This is a genomic window from Burkholderia sp. BKH01, from assembly GCF_025685725.1.
In the GTDB taxonomy this organism is placed as follows: domain Bacteria; phylum Pseudomonadota; class Gammaproteobacteria; order Burkholderiales; family Burkholderiaceae; genus Burkholderia; species Burkholderia pyrrocinia_C.
Genome location: NZ_JAOTQT010000002.1, coordinates 61,406 through 75,569, shown reverse-complemented (window position 1 = coordinate 75,569; position 14,164 = coordinate 61,406). Strand labels below are relative to the sequence as shown.

Genomic DNA, 14,164 nt, shown 5'->3' with positions numbered 1-14,164 from the left:
CTAACCCCGCGCTTTATTTCTGCTACCCCGTAGAACTTATCTATTCTTTTCATTTTTTCAACTTGTGGGATGAAGAATAGATATTGGCAGAACGGGATGTCAATCGTTTTAAACGCTATTTCCCGACGATTCGAGGGTTTTCCTTATCGATTTCCGCGGCCGTGCAGCCGCCTCCCGGCGTGCGCGTGATGCCGATCAAACAGGGGAACATCGGTGCGTGCCGCCCGGCGCGATCAGTTCGCGTCGACCCGGTATCCTTGCTGGCGCAACAATTCGAGCACGCCGCGCGGGCCGCCCAGATGCAGCGCGCCGATCGCGACGAACAGCGGCCGGTTCGGCGCGGCGATTGCCGTCATCCGTGCAACGAAGCGCCGGTTGCGCTCGTACAGGATCTTGTTGTCGATCGACGCCGACAACGCCGGCGAACGCGCGAGCCGCTCGCTCTTCGCGACGGCCCATGCCGAGATCGCGTCGGCGTCGCCAATTCGCCACAGCCGGTGCAGCGCCCTGATGTCGTCCGCGTTCTGCGCGGGTGTCTGCACCATGTCCTGCGCGAGCATCTCGCGCTGCTCGGCCAGCGTCAGCCCGGTGAACGCGCGCATCTGTTCGGCGAGCGTCTCGAGCCCGATCACGCGGCCGCCCTTCTTCTTCAGGAACACGTTCTGCAGTTGCGCCTCGGTGCCGTATTCGGTCTGCAGGCCGGCCGACAGCGAATCGTAGGTCTCGACGACGAGCGCCGCGAGCCACGGCCGCATCTTGCGGATCTCGGCGAGCGCGGCCGGGTTGCCGCGCAGGCGCGCCGCGAGCCGCTGCCACAGCGGCTCGGGCAGCAGGCGCTGCAGGCACGGGTAGCGGCACACGCCGTACTTCGACACGTCGTCCTGCGATTCGAGCAGGTCGTCGGGCGACAGTTCGAGCGCGAGCGTCGCCGACGCGGCGAGCGCCGCGAGGATGCGCGGCCGGAACGGCTGCGCGCTCGGGTAGTCGGACGGGTCGCCCGTGTGCAGCGTGCCGAGCACGTAGAGCGTGACCTTGCCCTTGGTTGCGACATAGAACGGCATGCGCGCGGGCTGCACGCGCACCGCGCCGCTCGCGACCGTGCCGTTCGACACGGCCGGTGCGTGGAAGCCCGGCAGGCTCATGCCGGGCGGCGGGACTTGCGACGGATGGATCGGCGAAGTGGCCGGCGCGCGCCCTTCGGCGCGCGCGGCCTCGACGGGAACCGCGAGGCTGGCTGCCACGCACGCGCCGGCCAGCGCCGCGCCCGTGACGGTGCGCACGCTCCAGCGCCGCGCGTAGCGGTACGCGCGCATCACGCGCGCGCTGCTTGCCCCCGAACGGCGCGCGCCGGACACGCGCGCCGCCAACGCTTCAGGCATTCGCCTCCCCTACCTCCTCGGCGCGATGGCAGGCCACGCGCCGTCCGTCGACCTCGCGCAGCTGCGGCTCCTCGATGCGGCAGCGCTCGACCGCATACGGGCAGCGCTGGTGGAACGCGCAGCCCGATGGCGGATTGAGCGGCGACGGCAGCTCACCCTGCAGCTTGATCTGCACGCGGCGGTCTTCCTCGAAGATCGCCGGCGTCGCCGACATCAGCGCACGCGTGTACGGATGGCGTGGCCGCGCGTAGATCGTCGCCTTGTCGCCGAGCTCGGCGACGCTGCCGAAGTACATCACCATCACGTCGTCCGCGACATGCTCGACCACCGACAGGTTGTGCGAGATGAACACGTAGCTCGTCTTGAACTGCTCCTGCAGATCCATGAACAGGTTCAGGATCTGCGCCTGGATCGACACGTCGAGCGCGGACACCGGCTCGTCGGCGACGACGATCCGCGGATCGAGGATCATCGCGCGCGCGATCGCGACACGCTGGCGCTGGCCGCCCGAGAACATGTGCGGATAGCGCTTCGCGTGCTCGGGCCGCAGGCCGACCGTGCGCATGATCTGCGCGATGCGCTGCGCGCGCTCGTCGGCCGTCAGGTTCGCGTTGATCTCGAGCGGCTCGGAGAGCGTCTGCTCGACGGTCTTGCGCGGGTTGAGCGACGCGAACGGGTTCTGGAACACCATCTGCACGCGGCGGCGCAGGTCGGCGACCCGGTGGCGGTCCGCGCCCGCGACGTCCTTGCCGTCGATCGACAGGTGGCCGGACGTCGGCGTCTCGATCATCGTCAGCTGCCGCGCGAGCGTCGACTTCCCGCAACCGGATTCGCCGACGACGGCGAGCGTCTTGCCGCGCTTCAGCGAAAACGACACGCCGTTGAGCGCCTTCACCGTGCCCTGGCCGAACATGCCGCGCTTCACCGTGTAGTGTTTCGCGAGCTGGTCGGCGACCAGTACGACGTCGTCATCGTGCGGCGCGCGCGTATCTTGGACTGCATTCATCGTGCGCCTCCCGTCAGGTCGAGGTTGGAAACATTGAGCGGCTTGATGCAGCGCGCGCGCATCGCCTCGTTGCCGGACACCAGCGTGTCGAGCGCCGGCCGCGCCTTGCGGCAATCGTCGACCACGTACTTGCAGCGCGGCGCGAACAGGCACCCGGATGGGCGATCATCGCGGCCCGGCACCATGCCGGGCAATGCGGCAAGGCGACGCGCCCCCTTGTTGTGCTCGGGAATCGCCGCGAGCAGCGCTTCGGTGTACGGATGATGCGGCGCACGGAAGATCTCGGGCACGCTGTTGGTCTCGATGATCTCGCCCGCGTACATCACCGCGACGCGCTGCGCGACCTCCGACACCACGGCCAGGTCATGCGAGATCAGCACGAGCGCCATCCCGCGCTCCTTCTGCAGCTTCACCAGCAGATCCATGATCTGCGCCTGGATCGTCACGTCGAGCGCGGTGGTCGGCTCGTCGGCGATCAGCAGCTTCGGGTTGCATGCGACGGCCATCGCGATCATCACGCGCTGATTCATCCCGCCCGACATCTGGTGCGGGAACGACGTAATGCGGTTCTTCGCATCGGGAATGCCGACCTGGTCGAGCAGTTCGAGCGCGCGCCGGTGCAGCGCGTCGCCGCGCAGCCCCTCGTGCAGCTTCAGCACCTCCTTGATCTGGTAGCCGACCGTATAGCTCGGGTTCAGGCTCGTCAGCGCGTCCTGGAACACCATCGCGATGTCCTTGCCGACGATCTTGCGGCGCGCCTTCGGCGACGCCTTCAGCAGGTCGACGCCGTTGAACGTGACCTCGTCGGCCGTGACCTTGCCCGGCGCGTCGATCAGGCCCATCAGCGCCATCATCGTCACGCTCTTGCCCGAGCCCGATTCGCCGACGACGCCCACCACCTCGCCCGGCGCGATCGACATGTTGATACGGTCGACGGCGGGCAGGCCGTTGAAGTTCACCGCTAGATTGCGGATGGTCAGTAGATCTTGGCTCATGTTCAGGCCATCCGTTTCAGTTTGGGATCGAGCGCGTCGCGCAGCCCGTCGCCGAGCAGGTTGATCGCGAGCACCGAAATCAGGATCGACAGGCCGGGCATCGTCACGATCCACCACGCGTTGTCGATGTAGTCGCGCGCGGACGCGAGCATCGCGCCCCACTCGGCGGTCGGCGGTTGCACGCCGAGGCCGAGGAAGCCGAGCGCGGCCGCGTCGAGGATCGCCGACGAGAAGCCGAGCGTCGCCTGCACGATCAGCGGCGCCGTGCAGTTGGGCAGCACCTGCGAGAACATCAGGCGCAGCGTGCCGGCACCGGCCACGCGCGACGCCGTCACGTATTCCTTCTGCAGCTCGCCGAGCGCCGACGCGCGCGTGAGGCGCACGTAGGCCGGCAACGCGACGATCGCGATCGCGAACATCGTGTTGGTGAGGCCCGGGCCGATGATCGCGACGACCGCGACCGCGAGCAGCAGCGACGGCAGCGCGAGCAGCACGTCCATGATGCGCATCACGGGCGTGTCGGCCCACTTCTGGAAAAACGCGGCGACGAGCCCGAGCACGATGCCGGGGATCAGCGCGAGCACGACCGACACGAAGCCGATCCAGAACGACATCCGCGCGCCGAACATCAGGCGCGAAAGAATGTCGCGGCCCGCTTCGTCGGTGCCGAGGATGAATTTCCAGTTGCCGCCGTCGAGCCACGCGGGCGGGATCTTCACGTAGTCGCGGTATTGCTCGACCGGGCTGTGCGGCGCGATCAGCGGCGCGAGCAGCGCGACCAGGATCAGCGTGATCACGACGATCCCGGCGCCGACGGCGCCGCGGTTGCGCGAGAAGTTGGCCCAGAACTCGCGCAGCGCGAGCGCACGGCCGCCGGCCGGCGCGGATTCGCTCGGCAGGGTGTTTTGCAGATTGCTCATGGATTTACCTCGTGTGGCGGATGCGCGGATTCAGCACGCCGTACAGCAGGTCGACGACCAGGTTCACGACGATCACGAGCGTCGCGATCAGCAGGATGCCGCCCTGGACGACCGGATAGTCGCGGCGGCCGATCGCATCGATCAGCCACTTGCCGACACCGGGCCACGAAAAGAGCGTCTCGGTCAGCACGGCGCCCGCGAGCAGCGTGCCGATCTGCAGGCCGATCACGGTGACGACCGGGATCAGCGCGTTGCGCAGCGCATGCACGACGACCACGCGCACGGGCGACAGCCCCTTCGCGCGTGCGGTGCGGATGTAGTCCTCGCGCAGCACTTCGAGCATCGACGAGCGCGTCATCCGCGCGATCACCGCGAGCGGGATCGTGCCGAGCACGATCGCGGGCAGGATCAGGTGGCTGACCGCCGACTTGAACGAGCCTTCGTCCGGCGCGAGCAGCGCGTCGATCAGCATGAAGCCAGTCGGGTGCGGGAAGTCGTATTCGACGGCGATGCGCCCCGACACGGGCGTCCAGCCGAGATACGACGAAAACACCATGATGAGGATCAGCCCCCACCAGAAGATCGGCATCGAATAACCGGTGAGCGCGGTGCCCATCACGCCATGGTCGACGACCGAACCGCGCCGCAGCGCGGCGATCACGCCGGCCGGCAGCCCGACGGCGAGCGCGAACACGAGCGCGCACAGCGACAACTCGACGGTCGCCGGGAAGCGCGCGAAGAACTCGCCCGCGACGCTCGTATTGGTGATGATCGACGTGCCGAGGTCGCCGTGCATCGCACGGCCGATGTAGTGCACGTACTGCATGGGCAGCGGCTGGTCGAGCCCGAGGCGTTTCATCGCCTCAGCGTGCATGGCGGGATCGACGCCGCGCTCGCCCATCATCACTTCGATGGGGTCGCCCGGTATCAGGTGAATCAGCGCAAACGCCAGGATGGTGATGCCGATGAAAGTCGGGATCACCATGCCCACGCGGCGCAACACGAATCTGAACATGATGCGTCTCGTATTTTCTTGTGGGAAATGTGCGACCGGCGACGGGGGGCTTTTGGCCCCCCGCCGCCGGATGATTTCAAGCCGGTCTCGGTCTTCGTAGACAGCTTACGCCGGCTCTGTTACTTCACGCCGACACCGTCGAAACGTGCGTAGCCCAGCGGTTCGATGCGCATGTCGACCACGTTCTTGCGCACCGGCTGGTAGACCGTCGAGTTCGCGATCGGCGAGAACGGCAGCTGTTGCGCGAAGATCTGCTGAGCCTGCGTGTAGAGCTTCGTGCGCGCGTCCTGACCCGTCGTCGTGCGGCCCTTCTGGACCAGCTCGTCGAACGGCTTGTAGCACCAGTGCGAGAAGTTGTTGCCCTTGATCGCCTCGCAGCCGAGCAGCGTGCCGAGCCAGTTGTCCGGGTCGCCGTTGTCGCCCGTCCAACCGATCAGCATCGTGTCCTGCTCACCCGTGTGCGCACGCTTGATGTACTCGCCCCACTCGTACGTGACGATCTTCGCCTTCACGCCGATCTTCGCCCAGTCGGCCTGGATCATCTCGGCCATCAGGCGGGCGTTCGGGTTGTACGCGCGCTGCACGGGCATCGCCCACAGCGTGATCTCGAAACCGTTCGCATAACCGGCCTTCGCGAGCAGCGCCTTCGCCTTCGCGGTGTCGAACGCGGCCATCTTCAGGTTCTTGTCGTACGACCATTGGGTCGGCGGCATCGGTGCGCCGGCCGCCTGGCCCGCACCCTGGTAGACGGATTCGAGGATCGCCTTCTTGTTGATCGCCATGTCGAGCGCCTGACGCACCTCGAGCTTGTCGACCGGCTTGTGCTCGACGTTGTACGCGAGGTAGCCGAGGTTGAAGCCCGCCTGCGACGGCATGTCGACGTTCGAGTCGGCCTTCAGCGTCGCGATGTCGGCCGGGCGCGGATAGCTCATCACCTGGCATTCGTTGCGCTTGATCTTCTGCACGCGCACGCCCGGATCCGGCGTGATCGAGAAGATCAGCTTCGACAGCTTCACTTCGCCCTTCTTCCAGTAATCAGGATTGCCGTCGAAACGGATCGTCGCATCCTTCGTGTAGCTGCGGAAGATGAACGGGCCCGTGCCGACCGGCTTCTGGTTGATGTCGGCGGCCTTGCCTGCCTTCATCAGCTGGTCGCCGTATTCGGCCGACAGGATCGACGCGAATTCCATCGCCATGTTCTGGATGAACGGCGCGTTCGGCTCGGCCAGCGTGAACTTCACGGTGTACGGATCGACCTTCTCGACCTTCGTGATCAGCTTGTCGAGGCCCATGTCGGTGAAGTACGGGAACGACACCGGATACGCCTTGCGGAACGCCTGGTTCGGGTCGAGCATGCGCTGGAACGTGAACAGCACGTCGTCCGCGTTGAATTCGCGCGTCGGTTTGAAGAAGTCGGTCGTGTGGAACTTCACGCCGTGGCGCAGGTGGAACGTGTACACCTTGCCGTCGGACGACACGTCCCACTTCTCGGCGAGGCCTGGCTCGACCTTGGTGCCGCCGCGCTCGAATTCGACGAGGCGGTTGTAGACGGTGAACGTGGCGGCGGTGAAATCGACGCCGGTCGTAAATTGCGCGGAATCAAAACCCGCCGGGCTGCCTTCTGAGCAGTAGACGAGCGTTTTGTTCGGGATCTGTGCGAATGCAGAACCCGCGACGCCGAGCGATGCCGCTGCCACGCCTGCAATGGCTGTAACACGCAGGGTGTGCAACAGACGGTTGTATTCCATGTTTCCTCCAGGTCTCCAGATCGGAACCGGTCCCGCCAGGGTCCGGCGTACGCGGATATTACTTGAGCTAGCGATGCTGCAACAAGCTGGAGAAAAAACTCTTCTAGACGCGCCCGCACGGGTTTTTGCCGATGTATTGCACGGGCAAAAAATGCGAAAACGCGCGCGAGCGACAGTTCCGTTCATTCCGCGCATGTTTCGTTCGACAACTAAACAATTCGGGTGCGAATGCGAAGGTTCCGCGCGCGGTTTCCCGTGTTCGGCCACACATCATTGCGTTTTGCGAAACGATTCGATGACAGTCTTCACACTGTCATGCTGTCATGCCGGCGCGTCGAGATCGGCGTTGCGCGCGGGCACGAACGCGACCGCGACGATCGACAGCGCGAGCCCGACCATCACATAGTAGGTTGGCGCCAGCGGCGAACCCGTGACCTTGATCAGCCACGTGACGATGAACTGCCCGAAGCCGCCGAACAGCATCACCGCGACGTTGTATGCGATCGACAGCCCGGTCGAGCGCACGTTGGCCGGGAACAGCTCGGCGATCATCGCGCCGAACGGCCCGTAATAGCCTGCGAGCGTCACCGACAGCACGGCCTGCACCGCGATCAGCCGCCCGATGCTCGGCGCCGCGTCGAGCCACGCGAACAGCGGATACATCAGCGCGAGCGTCAGCACGAGCGACCACAGCGACAGCCCCTTGCGGCCGATGCGGTCCGACCACGCGCCGGCGACCGGCGACAGCACCATCAGCAGCAGGTTGCCGACGATCACCGCGTAGAACGATTCCGAGTACGGCAGCTTCAGCTGCTTCACCGCGAAGGTCGGCAGATAGCTGATCAGCACGTAGATCGTCACCGTCAGCGCGATCACCGAGCCGAGCCCGCACAGCACCTCGCGCGGGTGGCGCGTGAACACTTCGCCGAGCGTCGCGCGGCGCGCGCTCTGCTGCGCATGCAGGAACGCTTCGGAATCGGCGAGATGGCGGCGGATGTAGAAGCCGATCGGGCCGATCACGAGCCCGAGGATGAACGGCACGCGCCAGCCCCAGCTGCGCAGCGCGTCGTGCGACAGCCCGCGCGTGACGGCCGCGCCGACGAGCGCGCCGATCAGCAGCGCGGCCGCCTGGCTCGCCATCTGCCAGCTGCCGTAGAAACCGCGTTTCGAGAACGGCGCGGCTTCGATCAGCAGCGCCGTCGCGCTGCCGAATTCGCCGCCGGCGGAGAAGCCCTGCAGCAGGCGGCCGAGCACGATCAGGATCGGGCCGCCGATGCCGATCGCCGCATAGGGCGGCGCGATCGCGAGCAGGAAGATGCCGGCCGTCATCAGCAGGATCACGAGCGACAGCGCGGCCTTGCGGCCGGCTCGGTCCGCGTACAGCCCGAACACGATGCCGCCGATCGGGCGCATGAAGAACGCGACGCCGAACGTCGCGGTGGTCAACAGCAGCGACGAGTATTCGCTGGAGGTCGGGAAGAACAGCTCGGCGATCACGACCGTCATGAAACCGAACACCGTGAAGTCGTACCACTCGAGCGCATTGCCGATCACGGCGGCCACGACCGCGCGCCGGTTCAGCGCACGCTCGGGCCTGATCGTCTTCGTTGAATTCGCAATCGTCGCCATGCGTGCCTCATCCTCGTGAATTCGCCATGTCGGGCGGCGCGTGGTGTGCCGCGCCGCGCTGGTTTGCAGCGAGTGTAGAAAGCGACGGAACCGTTTTCAAGCAATAAAAACGCCCGCCGTCTTTCGACGGCGGGCGTTTTGCGGTTTTCGCCACATTGCGGCATCGCACGATGCCGCACGGGCCTCAACCCATCTTCGAGAATGCGCTGCACCAGCCCTTCGACGACACCTGCTTGCCGGGGAAGGCGCCGCACGGGCCCGAAGCCGAACCCTTCTTGCCTTGGTACAGCATGCAGGCCGCGCAATCCTGGCCCGCTGCGTATTTCGGGTATTTCGTCTTGTCGACCTTCGTGGCATCGGCCTTGTAGCCGAGCGCCACCGCGGTCGGATCGGTTTCCGACAGCATCGGCGCATCGGCCAGCGCTTCACGCGACAGCGCCAGCGCGGACACGACGCCAACGCTCGAAATCAGGAAACTCCGACGGGATGTTTTCATGGGGACTCGCTCCAACGTTATCGGTTTGAAAGCTGTTCTGGCGACAGCCGTTCGACAGAATAACGCCCACGCGAGCAAATGTGCGCGCCGAAATGCCGGAGATAAGGGATTTCACACGGCCGACGCGCGCGGTTGCGTCAGCCGTAAGCGGCCATGTCGCCGACGCGCTGCGCGAGTGCGAGCGACGCGGTGAGCCCCGGCGACTCGATGCCGAACAGGTTCACGAGCCCGCGCACGCCATGCTGCGCGGCGCCCTGCACGATGAAATCGGCCGGCGGCTCGCCGGGCCCCGAGACCTTCGGCCGGATGCCCGCGTACGCAGGCTGCAGCGCGTCGTCGGGAAGATCCGGCCAGTACGCGCGGATCGATGCGTAGAACGCGCCCGCGCGCGCCGGATCGACTTCGTAGCGCAGCGAATCGCACCATTCGACGTCCGGGCCGAAGCGCGCCTGCCCGGCGAGGTCGAGCGTCAGGTGCACGCCGAGCCCCGCGCGGTCGGGCATCGGGTAGACGAGATGCGAGAACGGCGCGCGGCCCGACAGGCTGAAATAATTGCCGCGCGCGAGATAGAGCGGCGGCACCCAGCGCGGGTCGAGGCCGCGCGTGCGGCGCGCCAGCGCCTGCGCACCGAGGCCCGCGCTGTTGATCACGCAGACGGCCTCGATTTCGGTCGGCGCATCGCCGCCCGTGCGCACGACGAAACGCCCGCCGCGCAGCACGTCGATCGACTCGACCGGGGAATTCAGCGCGCACACGGCACCGTCGCGCCCCGCATCGCCGAGCAGCGCGAGCATCAACTGGTGGCTGTCGACGATGCCGGTGGATGGCGAGAACAGCGCCGCGACGCATTCGAGCGCGGGCTCGAGCGTCTGCGCCTCGACGCGCGTGAGCGGCAGCAGGTCGAGCACGCCGTTTTCGGCCGCGCGCGCGGCGATCGCCTTCAACTGCTTCACCTGCGTGGCGCTCGTCGCAACCAGCAGCTTGCCCGTGCGCCGGTGCGGCACGTGATGCGTGTCGCAGAATTCGTACAACAGATCGCGACCGCGCACGCACGACATCGCCTTCAGCGAACCGCGCGGATAGTAGAGCCCCGCGTGGATCACTTCGCTGTTGCGCGAGCTCGTGCCCGTGCCGATCGCATCGGCCGCCTCGAGCACGAGCGTTTCCCGCCCGCGCGCGGCCAGTTCGCGTGCAATCGCAAGGCCGATGACGCCCGCGCCGATCACAACACAATCCATCTGCTCCATGACGTTTCGCGCCGCTAACGCGTCGAGGGGAGAGAAGAGAATTGTACGTCTCGGTTCGCAAGCCTGCCGAAAGCATGTGTGCCGCGTCGCGACGACACTGCGCACGACGCGGCGCGCGCCCCTCGGCCGTGCGCGCGCCGCCGGTTCAGAAGCCGATCGGCCTGCGCTTCGCGGCGCCCTCGTCGGCGCGGATGTCGTGCGGCGCGATCGCGTCGCGACCGTCGAGCCGCGCGGCGCCGAATGCATGCAGCAGCGCGCGGCGCATCGTGCGCGGCGGCGTCGCGGCCAGCACGTCGAGCGCGTCGTCGCCGAGCGTGTCGGGGAAGCGCCGCCCCCACGCGTGCGACGTGCGGATCTCGTCGTAGATCGTCTGCGCGATCCGGCGCGCACCGGCCGCATCGGGCGGCGCGATCTCGTACACGTTCATCCGGTTGAGCAGCGGCTCCGGGATCGCCTGCGCTTCGTTCGCGGTCGCGACCCAGATCACGTTGCCCGCATCGATCGGCACTTCCGCAAATTCGTCGACGAACGCGCGCGCCGTGTCGTGCTCGAGCAACGCATACAGCGCGCCGAGCGGATCGTATTGCGCATCGCTGCCGGCCTTGTCGATCTCGTCGACCGCGATCACCGGGTTCGCGTAGCTGCCGTTCACGAGCGCGTCGAACACCTTGCCGGGCTTCGCGTTCTTCCATTGCGACGACGCACCCGACAGGATCCAGCCGGCCGTCAGCGAACTCATCGGCACATAGTGGTACGCGGTGCCGAGCAGTTGCGCGAGCGCCTTCGCGAAATGCGTCTTGCCGATGCCGGGCGGCCCGAGCAGCAGGATCGGCATCAGTTCGAGCCGATCGTCCGTTTCGAGACACAACGCGACCTGCTTGCGCACGTCGTCGAGCGGTTCGACGAAATTGGGCAGTGCATCGCCGAGCGCGTCGAACGACGGCATCCGGTTCGGCTTCACGCAAAAGCGCAGATTCCCCGTCTTGAGCATCCTTTCGTAGGTGGCGCGCAATGCATCGCTCGCGCTCTCGTTCAGGTCGCTCAGCGCCGTCTCGACCTGCTCGAGGTCGTACACCGTGCTGAAGGACGCCACCGCCAGTTCCTGTTTCACCATCGCCGTCGTCATACCAACCTCGCTGCCGCTTGCTGTCACACGACCATCAGACCCTTACGATTTCAGTGTAGCGGGCCCGTATCCGCGCGCAAGCAAGCAGCCGTGCGAGTCTGCTGCTAACACCCGGCGTGCGCTGCACGGCTGCGCGGCGCGGCGTATGATCGTCGGTTCACCCACCCGCCCGAAGGCTTCGCCGACGGCGCCCGCGCGGCGCGTCGCGCCCCGTCCCGAAGGTATGCCGATGTCCGTCCCCACTGCTTCCCCGCGCGTCGATGCCGATGCGATCGGCGCCGTCGACGCGGCGCTCACGTCGCGCCGCGCGATCCGCGCATTTCTGCCGACGCCCGTGCCGCGCGACACGCTCGAGGCGATTCTCGAAGCCGCGAGCCGCGCGCCGTCGGGCACCAACATCCAGCCGTGGCGCGTGTACGTCGCGACGGGCGCCACGCGCGATGCGCTCGCCGCCGCGCTGACCGCGGCCCACGACGATCCCGCGCGCGACGAGAAATATGTGGCCGAGTACGACTACTACCCGCGCGAATGGGTGTCGCCGTATATCGACCGGCGCCGCAAGGTCGGCTGGGATCTATACGGGCTGTTGAACATCGGTCGCGACGAGAAGGCGCGCATGCACGCGCAGCACGCGCGCAATTTCCGCTTCTTCGATGCGCCCGTTGCGCTGTTCTTCACGCTCGATCGCGTGATGACGCACGGTGCGTGGCTCGATTGCGGGATGTTCCTGCAAGGCGTGATGACGGCCGCGCGCGCACGCGGGCTCGATACCTGCCCGCAAGCCGCGTTTGTGCCGTTTCACCGGATCGTCGCCGAACACCTCGGCATTCCCGCCAACGAACAATTCGTCTGCGGCATGTCGCTCGGCCACGCGGACCCCGACGCGATCGAGAACCGCCTCGTCACCGAACGCGCGCCCGTCGCCGAATTCGCGCGCTTTTTCGCTTGAAAACGCGTGACGCGCACCTACCTTTCGGACAGGACCGTATTGCGCAGCGAACCTGTCGCGGCGCGTCCTGTCACATCACGATCGAAATCGATCGGGCGTAAGATGTGCGTCCGTTCCCCGCTATTCCGCGTTTCCGGAGACGTTTCATGCTGAAACACGGCCTGGCCGTCCTGCTCGCGAGCGTCGCGCTCGCCGCCCATGCGCAGAGCCCCGCACCGGCCTCCGTCGCGTGGGAGATCCAGGTAGTGCGCGACGGTCAGACGATCGACACGTTCCAGCAGCGCACCACCGTGGGTCAGACCCGCACCGATACCCATCGTTATCCGTCCGCCGTGCCGGTCGGCTGCGGCAATGCCGCGCGCGTCGTGCCGACCGAGCGCTCGCGCTCGGTGACGGTCGCGCCGCTCACCGTCGACGCCAGCGCGAACACGGTGTCGCTCGCGCTCGACGTGCAGGAAACGCTCGACGACGAAAACGCGACGCGCGGCGATCCATGCGTGCCCGCGTCGCCGCGGCAGATCGTCGCGAGCCACCCCGGCTTGTCGGTCGGCAGCGACGCGTGGACCGACTGGACGCTCGTCGAGCAGCACCCGCACCTCGTGTACCGCGTGCGCGCACACGTCGCAAAGGACTGAGCGTCATGTCCGCAGACGCCCTGTCCCTGCCGTTCGCCGAACCGCACGCCGCCCCCGACGAAATCACCGCGGTCAGCTGGAACCTCCACAAGGGCCGCTCGCCGCTCGGCTTCACCGCATGGAACGCGATGCGCAACTGGATGCAGTCGACGCACGCCGACGTGTATTTCCTGCAGGAAGCGATGGCGCGCCGCATGCCGCGCCCCGTGCTCGCGCCCGGCTTCGGCGCGCCGATGGACGACGCGGTCGACGACGTGTGGCACTGCCAGGCCACCGAGATCGCGCATGCGCTCGACTGGCAGATCGCGCTCGGGCCAAACGTGTTCAAGCCGTCATGGCGGCACGGCAACGCAATCCTGTCGCCGCATCCGCTCGATCTCGGCGGCCGCTGGGACATATCCGCGCACCGCTTCGAACGGCGCGGACTGCTCGTCGCGCGCGCGACGCTCGCGGGCGCGCGCCCGGTCACGCTGCTGTGCGCGCACCTCGCGCTCACGCGCGCCGCGCGGCTGCGCCAGATGCACTGGATCGCGCACTGGATCGTGCGCAACGCGGGCGACGGCCCGCTGATGCTCGCCGGCGACTTCAACGACTGGCGCAACGATTCGGTCGCGCTGTTCGGCGAGATCGGCATGTCCGAGGTCGCGACGCTGCTCGGCGAATCGGGGCGCACGTTCCCCGCGTTCTCGCCGGCGCTCGCGCTCGACAAGATGTTCGTGCGCGGCCTGACGCCGCTCGAATGGCGCGCGCCGTCCGGCGAGGCCGCGTGGCTGTCGGACCACCTGCCGTACATCGCGCGCCTGCGCCTCGATCCGCAATAACGACGCGATCACGATCCGCGGCAAGCGCGGCTACCGGCGCGTGCGGCGCCCGCTCGACGCGCCGTGCGGCGTCGCGATCGTCGGCCTCGGCGCGAAACTCACGGCCGACCGATGAAAGTTGTTCGAAAGCATTCGTTGCGCCAAATCCGCGCGGCCACGCGGGTCAAGCCCGCGATCAGCGCCAACAGGGTAAAATAA

General features: G+C 67.0%; 13 protein-coding genes and 1 pseudogene. 4 read left to right on the top strand and 10 right to left on the bottom strand.

Annotation, left to right across the window (positions count from 1 at the left end):
* Window positions 1–233 precede the first annotated feature (233 nt).
* The 10 genes from OEJ37_RS03285 to OEJ37_RS03240 all read right to left on the bottom strand — a co-directional run bounded on the left by OEJ37_RS03285 (window position 234) and on the right by OEJ37_RS03240 (window position 11,561).
* On the bottom strand, window positions 234–1,379 hold the full coding sequence (locus tag OEJ37_RS03285) for a TraB/GumN family protein (protein WP_263343185.1): 1,146 nt from the start codon (window positions 1,377–1,379) through the stop codon (window positions 234–236).
* Window positions 1,372–2,385 (bottom strand): peptide ABC transporter ATP-binding protein, encoded by a 1,014-nt coding sequence (locus tag OEJ37_RS03280; protein WP_174422359.1) that lies wholly within the window; start codon window positions 2,383–2,385, stop codon window positions 1,372–1,374. The genes OEJ37_RS03285 and OEJ37_RS03280 overlap by 8 nt, the downstream gene beginning before the upstream one ends.
* Window positions 2,382–3,380 (bottom strand): ABC transporter ATP-binding protein, encoded by a 999-nt coding sequence (locus OEJ37_RS03275; RefSeq protein ID WP_152864089.1) that lies wholly within the window; start codon window positions 3,378–3,380, stop codon window positions 2,382–2,384. Before OEJ37_RS03275 ends, OEJ37_RS03280 begins: the two co-directional genes overlap by 4 nt.
* Before the next feature lie 2 nt (window positions 3,381–3,382).
* Window positions 3,383–4,300 (bottom strand): ABC transporter permease subunit, encoded by a 918-nt coding sequence (locus OEJ37_RS03270; protein WP_152864087.1) that lies wholly within the window; start codon window positions 4,298–4,300, stop codon window positions 3,383–3,385.
* Between the two features lie 4 nt (window positions 4,301–4,304).
* Window positions 4,305–5,315, bottom strand: a complete 1,011-nt coding sequence (locus tag OEJ37_RS03265; protein WP_174422357.1) for an ABC transporter permease subunit — start codon at window positions 5,313–5,315, stop codon at window positions 4,305–4,307.
* A 119-nt stretch (window positions 5,316–5,434) separates the two neighbouring features.
* Window positions 5,435–7,063, bottom strand: coding sequence for an ABC transporter substrate-binding protein (locus tag OEJ37_RS03260; RefSeq protein WP_174422128.1), 1,629 nt, complete (start codon window positions 7,061–7,063; stop codon window positions 5,435–5,437).
* Window positions 7,064–7,384: 321 nt separating this feature from the next.
* Window positions 7,385–8,692: an MFS transporter gene (locus OEJ37_RS03255; RefSeq protein ID WP_175919530.1), complete on the bottom strand. Its 1,308-nt coding sequence runs from the start codon at window positions 8,690–8,692 to the stop codon at window positions 7,385–7,387.
* 184 nt (window positions 8,693–8,876) lie between these two features.
* The gene (locus tag OEJ37_RS03250; protein WP_174422126.1) at window positions 8,877–9,188 is read right to left on the bottom strand and encodes a high-potential iron-sulfur protein; all 312 of its coding nucleotides are present in this window, start codon (window positions 9,186–9,188) and stop codon (window positions 8,877–8,879) included.
* A 137-nt stretch (window positions 9,189–9,325) separates the two neighbouring features.
* Window positions 9,326–10,435, bottom strand: coding sequence for an NAD(P)/FAD-dependent oxidoreductase (locus tag OEJ37_RS03245; protein ID WP_263343182.1), 1,110 nt, complete (start codon window positions 10,433–10,435; stop codon window positions 9,326–9,328).
* 145 nt (window positions 10,436–10,580) lie between these two features.
* Window positions 10,581–11,561 (bottom strand): AAA family ATPase, encoded by a 981-nt coding sequence (locus OEJ37_RS03240; protein WP_152864079.1) that lies wholly within the window; start codon window positions 11,559–11,561, stop codon window positions 10,581–10,583.
* Window positions 11,562–11,790: 229 nt separating this feature from the next.
* Here OEJ37_RS03240 and OEJ37_RS03235 point away from each other — a divergent pair, with 229 nt between their 5' ends.
* The 4 genes and pseudogenes from OEJ37_RS03235 to OEJ37_RS35035 form a co-directional block, all read left to right on the top strand.
* Complete coding sequence (locus OEJ37_RS03235) at window positions 11,791–12,510, top strand: nitroreductase (RefSeq protein WP_263343180.1); 720 nt, start codon at window positions 11,791–11,793, stop codon at window positions 12,508–12,510.
* A 146-nt stretch (window positions 12,511–12,656) separates the two neighbouring features.
* Window positions 12,657–13,145 (top strand): hypothetical protein, encoded by a 489-nt coding sequence (locus tag OEJ37_RS03230; RefSeq protein ID WP_175947005.1) that lies wholly within the window; start codon window positions 12,657–12,659, stop codon window positions 13,143–13,145.
* A 5-nt stretch (window positions 13,146–13,150) separates the two neighbouring features.
* The gene (locus OEJ37_RS03225; RefSeq protein WP_152864073.1) at window positions 13,151–13,966 is read left to right on the top strand and encodes an endonuclease/exonuclease/phosphatase family protein; all 816 of its coding nucleotides are present in this window, start codon (window positions 13,151–13,153) and stop codon (window positions 13,964–13,966) included.
* A gap of 16 nt (window positions 13,967–13,982) precedes the next feature.
* Window positions 13,983–14,081: pseudogene (locus tag OEJ37_RS35035) on the top strand (LysE family translocator); the annotation flags it as partial.
* Between the last annotated feature and the right edge of the window lie 83 nt (window positions 14,082–14,164).

What these genes read in the sequence shown, in the direction of transcription:
- OEJ37_RS03285 (WP_263343185.1), bottom strand. Translation starts at nt 1,379, where the DNA reads ATGCCTGAAGCGTTGGCGGCGCGCGTGTCCGGCGCGCGCCGTTCGGGG.
- OEJ37_RS03280 (WP_174422359.1), bottom strand. Translation starts at nt 2,385, where the DNA reads ATGAATGCAGTCCAAGATACGCGCGCGCCGCACGATGACGACGTCGTA.
- OEJ37_RS03275 (WP_152864089.1), bottom strand. Translation starts at nt 3,380, where the DNA reads ATGAGCCAAGATCTACTGACCATCCGCAATCTAGCGGTGAACTTCAAC.
- OEJ37_RS03270 (WP_152864087.1), bottom strand. Translation starts at nt 4,300, where the DNA reads ATGAGCAATCTGCAAAACACCCTGCCGAGCGAATCCGCGCCGGCCGGC.
- OEJ37_RS03265 (WP_174422357.1), bottom strand. Translation starts at nt 5,315, where the DNA reads ATGTTCAGATTCGTGTTGCGCCGCGTGGGCATGGTGATCCCGACTTTC.
- OEJ37_RS03260 (WP_174422128.1), bottom strand. Translation starts at nt 7,063, where the DNA reads ATGGAATACAACCGTCTGTTGCACACCCTGCGTGTTACAGCCATTGCA.
- OEJ37_RS03255 (WP_175919530.1), bottom strand. Translation starts at nt 8,692, where the DNA reads ATGGCGACGATTGCGAATTCAACGAAGACGATCAGGCCCGAGCGTGCG.
- OEJ37_RS03250 (WP_174422126.1), bottom strand. Translation starts at nt 9,188, where the DNA reads ATGAAAACATCCCGTCGGAGTTTCCTGATTTCGAGCGTTGGCGTCGTG.
- OEJ37_RS03245 (WP_263343182.1), bottom strand. Translation starts at nt 10,435, where the DNA reads ATGGAGCAGATGGATTGTGTTGTGATCGGCGCGGGCGTCATCGGCCTT.
- OEJ37_RS03240 (WP_152864079.1), bottom strand. Translation starts at nt 11,561, where the DNA reads ATGACGACGGCGATGGTGAAACAGGAACTGGCGGTGGCGTCCTTCAGC.
- OEJ37_RS03235 (WP_263343180.1), top strand. Translation starts at nt 11,791, where the DNA reads ATGTCCGTCCCCACTGCTTCCCCGCGCGTCGATGCCGATGCGATCGGC.
- OEJ37_RS03230 (WP_175947005.1), top strand. Translation starts at nt 12,657, where the DNA reads ATGCTGAAACACGGCCTGGCCGTCCTGCTCGCGAGCGTCGCGCTCGCC.
- OEJ37_RS03225 (WP_152864073.1), top strand. Translation starts at nt 13,151, where the DNA reads ATGTCCGCAGACGCCCTGTCCCTGCCGTTCGCCGAACCGCACGCCGCC.